General features: G+C 73.3%; 6 protein-coding genes. All 6 read left to right on the forward strand.

From position 1 onward, the window contains the following. The first annotated feature begins 129 nt into the window (after positions 1 to 129). The gene (mltG, locus tag ACSNOH_RS32665; protein WP_436725076.1) at positions 130 to 1,758 is read left to right on the forward strand and encodes an endolytic transglycosylase MltG; all 1,629 of its coding nucleotides are present in this window, start codon (positions 130 to 132) and stop codon (positions 1,756 to 1,758) included. Continuing rightward, entirely contained in the window at positions 1,758 to 2,588 is an 831-nt protein-coding gene (locus ACSNOH_RS32670) for a shikimate dehydrogenase (RefSeq protein WP_436725077.1), read from the forward strand. Before mltG ends, ACSNOH_RS32670 begins: the two co-directional genes overlap by 1 nt. Before the next feature lie 141 nt (positions 2,589 to 2,729). Beyond that, complete coding sequence (aroC, locus tag ACSNOH_RS32675) at positions 2,730 to 3,914, forward strand: chorismate synthase (protein ID WP_436725078.1); 1,185 nt, start codon at positions 2,730 to 2,732, stop codon at positions 3,912 to 3,914. Then, positions 3,911 to 4,456 carry a shikimate kinase gene (locus tag ACSNOH_RS32680; protein ID WP_436725079.1) on the forward strand — a complete coding sequence of 182 codons (546 nt, stop codon included), beginning with the start codon at positions 3,911 to 3,913 and terminating at the stop codon, positions 4,454 to 4,456. Before aroC ends, ACSNOH_RS32680 begins: the two co-directional genes overlap by 4 nt. Before the next feature lie 7 nt (positions 4,457 to 4,463). After that, a complete protein-coding gene (aroB, locus tag ACSNOH_RS32685) occupies positions 4,464 to 5,555 on the forward strand; it encodes a 3-dehydroquinate synthase (protein ID WP_436725080.1) in 1,092 nt (363 codons plus the stop codon). Next, positions 5,552 to 6,007: a type II 3-dehydroquinate dehydratase gene (gene aroQ / locus ACSNOH_RS32690; protein ID WP_436725081.1), complete on the forward strand. Its 456-nt coding sequence runs from the start codon at positions 5,552 to 5,554 to the stop codon at positions 6,005 to 6,007. The genes aroB and aroQ overlap by 4 nt, the downstream gene beginning before the upstream one ends. Positions 6,008 to 6,321: the final 314 nt, after the last annotated feature.

A 6,321-nucleotide genomic window follows, 5' to 3' on the forward strand; every position in this document is an offset into this window, starting at 1 on the left:
GAGACCGTCGAAGTGGTCATCTGATCGCAGTACGGTAACGTTCCGCGCTGAACACATGGCGGCCGGACGACTGGGAACCGCGCTCCTCGGAGCGCCCACCTGCTGCCGCTGCGCGGCTCTAGGGGATCGATGACTGAGTACGGCCGGGGCTCCGGCTCCCAACCGTGGCATCCTGACGACCTGCTGTACGGGGACCAGGGCTACAGCGGACAGCAGCACCCGCAGCAGTCGCAGCAGCCCCAGTACGGTCACGGCCAGCAGCAGTACGGCTGGGACCCCGCACAGGGCGGGCAGCAGCAGTACGGCCAGCAGGGCGGCGGAGACACGTACGGCGGCGGGCAGGCCGACTACTACGGCACGCCCGGCGGCTACCAGCAGCATCAGCAGCCGCAGCAGCCCCAGCACCAGCAGCCGCACCAGCAGCCTCAGCAGCCGCACGGCCAGCAGGTGCCTCCTCAGGCCCAGCCGCAGGCGCAGCAGCCCCAGCACCCGGGGGCCTACCAGCCGCAGCAGGAGTGGTCCGAGCCCGACGAGGAGAAGATCTCCCTCTTCGACGACCTGCCTCCCGCCGCGGCCCGCCCCGGCGAGCCCGGCGACGAGCCGCGTGACGAGGAGGACGACGAGCCGCGCGAGGAGCGCTCCCGCGGCCGCGACCGCCGCGGCGGCAAGAAGTCCAAGAAGCCCAAGAAGAACAAGCGCCGCAGCGGCACGGCCTGCCTCGTGGTCGCCGTGGTGCTCCTCGGCGTCGTGGGCGGTGGCGGCTACCTCGCGTACGACTACTGGGAGACCCACTTCGGCGCGGCGCCCGACTACGAGGGCCAGGGCAGCGGCCAGGTCCAGGTCGAGATCCCCAAGGGCGCCAGCCTGACCGAGATGGGCAAGGTCCTGCAGGAGGCCGGGGTCGTCAAGAGCGTCGGCGCCTTCACCAACGCCGCGGCCAAGAAGGCCATCCAGCCGGGCACGTACACCCTGCACAAGGAGATGTCCGGCGCGGCGGCCGTCGAGATGATGACCAACGCGGGCAACTTCCTCACGATCAGCGAGGGCCAGCGGGCCGGGCAGATCTACGCCGCGATCGACAAGAAGCTCGGGCTCGCCGAGGGCACCACCAAGGGCGCCGCCAAGAGCCAGGCGAAGAACCTCGGCCTGCCGGACTGGGCGGGCACCGACCCCGCCATCAAGGACCCGCTGGAGGGCTTCCTCTTCCCGTCGCAGTACAGCGCGGGCAAGGGCACCAAGCCCGAGGAGATCCTCCGCCAGATGGTCGCGCGGGCCAAGGAGAACTACGCCAAGCAGGACCTGGAGGGCAAGGCCAAGGAGCTCGGCCTGAAGTCGCCGCTCCAGGTGATCACCGTGGCGAGCCTCGTCCAGGCCGAGGGCCGCTACAAGCACGACTTCGACAAGGTCTCGCGCGTCATCTACAACCGCCTCAAGCCGGACAACAAGGAGACCTACGGCCTCCTCGACTTCGACTCGACGGTCAACTACGCCAAGAACACCTCGACGCTCGACACCGGCGCGGTCAGCGACCTGCGGCAGTTCAAGGACCCGTACAACACGTACAAGATCAAGGGACTGCCTCCCGGGCCGATCGACAACCCCGGCCTCGAAGCGCTGAAGTCGGCGCTGGCCCCGGCGCCCGGTCCCTGGTACTACTTCGTCTCGATCAACGAGAACGAGACGTTGTTCGCGGTGACCAACGAAGAGCACAACAAGAACCGCGAGCGGTACAACAAGGAACACAAGAAGGGCGCGTAGTGACGCAACGGCACCGCGCGGCGGTCCTCGGCTCCCCGATCGCCCACTCGCTCTCCCCGGTCCTGCACCGCGCCGCGTACGCGGAGCTGGGCCTGGGGGAGTGGACGTACGACCGCTTCGAGGTGGACGAGGCCGCGCTGCCCGGCTTCCTCGGCGGGCTGGACGCCGGCTGGGCCGGGCTGTCCCTGACCATGCCGCTCAAGCGGGCGGTGATCCCGCTGCTGGACGAGGTCAGCGCCACCGCCGCCGCGGTCGAGGCCGTCAACACCGTGGTGTTCACGGACGACGGCCGCCGCCTCGGCGACAACACCGACATCCCCGGCATCGCCGCGGCCCTGCGCGAGCGCGGCGTCGAGAAGGCGGCCTCCGCCGCCGTCCTGGGCGCCGGCGCCACCGCCTCCTCCGCCCTGGCCGCCCTCGCCGGCATCTGCACCGGCGAGGTCACCGTCTACGTGCGCAGCGAGGCCCGCGCGGCCGAGATGCGCGAGTGGGGCGAGCGGCTCGGCGTCGCCGTCCGCACCGAGGACTGGGCCCGCGCCGCCGAGGCCCTCACCGCCCCGCTGGTGATCGCCACCACACCCGCCGGGGCCGCCGACGCCCTCGCGGAGGCCGTCCCGGACCGTCCCGGCGCGCTCTTCGACGTGCTCTACGAGCCCTGGCCCACGCCCCTGGCTGCGGCCTGGTCGGCGCGCGGCGGCACCGTCCTCGGCGGTCTGGACCTGCTGGTCCACCAGGCGGTCCTCCAGGTCGAGCTGATGACGGGCCGCGCCCCCGCCCCGCTGGCCGCCATGCGGGCGGCCGGCGAGGCCGCGCTGGCCGCCCGCGGCTGACCGCGACCTGACCCAGTCCGTTCCACAACCCGGACCGGAGCGCGGACGGAGCCGCCCGGCATGGGAGGATCGGAGACGGCGGGCCGGGGCCGCGCATCCGGTCGCCGCACGATCCGAGGCGCGCGAGCAAGAGGAGTCCCGTTGAGCAGGTTGCGCTGGCTGACTGCCGGTGAGTCGCATGGTCCGGCACTCGTGGCGACGCTGGAGGGGCTGCCCGCCGGCGTCCCGGTCACCACGGACATGGTGGCGGACCACCTGGCCCGCCGGCGGCTCGGCTACGGCCGCGGCGCGCGCATGAAGTTCGAGCGGGACGAGGTCACCTTCATCGGCGGCGTGCGCCACGGCCTGACGATGGGCTCCCCGGTCGCGGTCATGGTCGGCAACACCGAGTGGCCCAAGTGGGAGAAGGTCATGTCGGCCGATCCGGTGGACCCGGAGGAGCTGGCGTCGATGGCCCGCAACGCCCCGCTGACCCGCCCCCGCCCCGGCCACGCCGACCTCGCGGGCATGCAGAAGTACGGGATCGACGAGGCCCGCCCGATCCTGGAGCGCGCCTCCGCGCGCGAGACCGCCGCTCGCGTCGCCCTGGGCGCCGTCGCCCGCTCCTACCTGAAGGAGACGACGGGCATCGAGATCGTCTCCCACGTCGTGGAGCTCGCCGCGGCCAAGGCCCCGCTCGGGATCTACCCCAAGCCCTCGGACGTCGAGAAGCTCGACGCCGACCCGGTGCGCTGCCTGGACGAGGCCGCGAGCAAGGCGATGGTCGCCGAGATCGACCAGGCCCACAAGGACGGCGACACGCTCGGCGGCGTCGTCGAGGTCCTGGCCTACGGCGTCCCCGTCGGCCTGGGCTCGCACGTGCACTGGGACCGCCGCCTGGACGCCCGTCTCGCCGCCGCCCTGATGGGCATCCAGGCGATCAAGGGCGTCGAGGTCGGCGACGGCTTCGAGCTGGCCCGGGTTCCCGGCTCCAAGGCCCACGACGAGATCGTCTCCACCGAGGAGGGCATCCGCCGCACCTCCGGCCGCTCCGGCGGCACCGAGGGCGGCCTGTCCACCGGCGAGCTGCTGCGCGTCCGCGCGGCCATGAAGCCGATCGCCACCGTGCCGCGCGCCCTGCGCACGGTCGACGTGGCCACCGGCGAGCCCGCCCAGGCCCACCACCAGCGCTCCGACGTCTGCGCGGTCCCGGCCGCCGGCATCGTCGCCGAGGCGATGGTCGCCCTGGTGCTGGCCGACGCCGTGGCGGAGAAGTTCGGCGGCGACAACGTCGCCGAGACCCGCCGCAACGTCCAGGGCTACCTCGAGAACCTGGCCGTCAAGTGACCGCGCCCGCCGTCGTGCTGGTGGGCCCGCCGGGAGCCGGCAAGTCCACCATCGGTGCCTTGCTCGCCCGGCGGCTGGGCACCGGCTACCGCGACACCGACGCCGACATCGAGAAGACCGCGGGCAAGCCCATCCCGGAGATCTTCATCGACGAGGGCGAGCCGCACTTCCGCGAGCTGGAGCGGCGGGCCGTGCGCGCCGCCGTGGCCGAGCACCCCGGCGTGCTCTCCCTCGGCGGCGGCGCGATCATGGATGACGGGACCCGGGCCCTGCTCGCCGGGCTGCCCGTGGTCTTCCTCGACGTCGAGCTCGCCGACGCCGTACGGCGCGTCGGTCTCGACGCCCCGCGCCCGCTGCTCGCGGTCAACCCGCGGCAGCGCTGGCGCGAGCTGATGGAGGCCCGCCGCCCGCTCTACACGGAGGTCGCCCGGGCCACCGTCGCCACCGGCGGCCGCACGCCGGAGGAGGTCGCCGACGCCGTGCTGGAGGCCCTGCACTTGGCGCCGGTGCCCGGCGACCGCACACAGGACACCACGCAGTGAGGAACGCATGACCGACGCCCCCACCCGCATCCAGGTCGCCGGCAGCGCGGGCACCGACCCGTACGAGGTCCTGGTCGGGCGACAGCTGCTGGGCGAGCTGCCCGGCCTCATCGGCACCAAGGCCCGGCGGGTCGCCGTGCTCCACCCCGAGGCGCTCGCCGAAACGGGCCAGGCGATCCGCGAGGACCTCGCTTCTCAGGGCTACGAGGCCATCGCGATCCAGCTGCCCAACGCCGAGGAGGCCAAGACCGCCGAGGTCGCCGCCTACTGCTGGAAGGCCCTGGGCCAGACGAACTTCACCCGCACCGACGTCATCGTCGGCGTGGGCGGCGGCGCCACCACGGACCTCGCCGGCTTCGTCGCCGCCACCTGGCTGCGCGGCGTGCGCTGGATCGCCGTGCCCACCACCGTGCTGGCCATGGTCGACGCCGCCGTCGGCGGCAAGACGGGCATCAACACCGCCGAGGGCAAGAACCTCGTCGGCGCCTTCCACCCGCCGGCCGGCGTCCTGTGCGACCTGGCCGCGCTGGACTCGCTGCCCGTCCACGACTACGTCAGCGGCCTCGCCGAGGTCATCAAGGCGGGCTTCATCGCCGACCCGGCCATCCTCGACCTCATCGAGGCCGACCCGCAGGCCGCCCGCACCCCCGCCGGCCCGCACACCGCCGAGCTGATCGAGCGCGCGATCCGGGTCAAGGCCGAGGTGGTCTCCTCCGACCTCAAGGAGTCGGGCCTGCGCGAGATCCTCAACTACGGCCACACCCTCGCCCACGCCATCGAGAAGAACGAGCGCTACAACTGGCGGCACGGCGCGGCCGTCTCCGTCGGCATGGTCTTCGCCGCCGAGCTCGGCCGCATCGCCGGCCGCCTCGACGACGCGACCGCCGACCGGCACCGCGCGATCCTCACGTCCGTGGGCCTGCCCGTCACCTACCGCGGCGACCAGTGGCCCAAGCTCGTGGAGACCATGAAGGTCGACAAGAAGACCCGCGGCGACCGGCTGCGCTTCATCGTCCTCGACGGCCTGGCCAAGCCCACGGTCCTGGAGGGCCCCGACCCGGCGATGCTGCTGGCCGCACACGCGGAGATCGCCGCGTGAGCGGGGCGCGCAAGGTCCTCGTGCTGAACGGCCCCAACCTCGGCCGGCTCGGCTCCCGCGAGCCCGACGTCTACGGCTCGACCTCCTACAAGGGCCTGGTCGAGGAGTGCACCCGGCTCGGCGCCGAGCTCGGCTTCGCCGTCGACGTGCGCGAGACCAACGACGAGGGCGAGATGGTCCGCTGGCTGCACGAGGCGGCCGACGGCGCCCTCCCGGTCGTCATCAACCCCGGGGCGTTCACGCACTACTCGTACGCCATGCGCGACGCGGCCGCCCAGCGCACCGCGCCGCTCGTCGAGGTGCACATCTCCAACCCGTACGCCCGCGAGGAGTTCCGCCACACCTCCGTGATCGCGGCCGTCGCCAGCGGCACCGTCGCGGGCTTCGGCATCGGCTCCTACCGGCTCGCGCTGCGGGCCCTGGCCGAGGAACTCGCGGGCGCGGCCGGCTGACACCGCCTGCTTCCGGCCAGTTCCCGGCCGAATCCGCCCACTTCGGGCACTTCCCGCCTTCCCCGGCCGTTCACCCCACGGCGGCCGGGCAAGGGGGGCGGGCCCGGTACTCTCCGGTACTCTCCCCTCCTGGCCGGCCTCGCGGCCCTTCACCACGCGCCAGTCGCCCGTACGAGACGGAGTGCCACCGGATGCAGCACGCAGTGGGAGCGCCGCTGCCACCGCCCCCCGGACAGGGGCCGGGCAGCCTGCTGAACGGCCACCCGCCGGGCCACCCGCCGGCGGGGCCCCTGCCGCCCGTCCCCGCCGGCGGG

The sequence above is a fragment of the Streptomyces sp. URMC 127 genome (assembly GCF_051386535.1).
GTDB lineage: Bacteria > Actinomycetota > Actinomycetes > Streptomycetales > Streptomycetaceae > Streptomyces.

Bases quoted from the DNA above. Each gene is read 5' to 3' on its own strand.
- mltG (WP_436725076.1), top strand. From the start codon at position 130: ATGACTGAGTACGGCCGGGGCTCCGGCTCCCAACCGTGGCATCCTGAC.
- aroB (WP_436725080.1), top strand. From the start codon at position 4,464: ATGACCGACGCCCCCACCCGCATCCAGGTCGCCGGCAGCGCGGGCACC.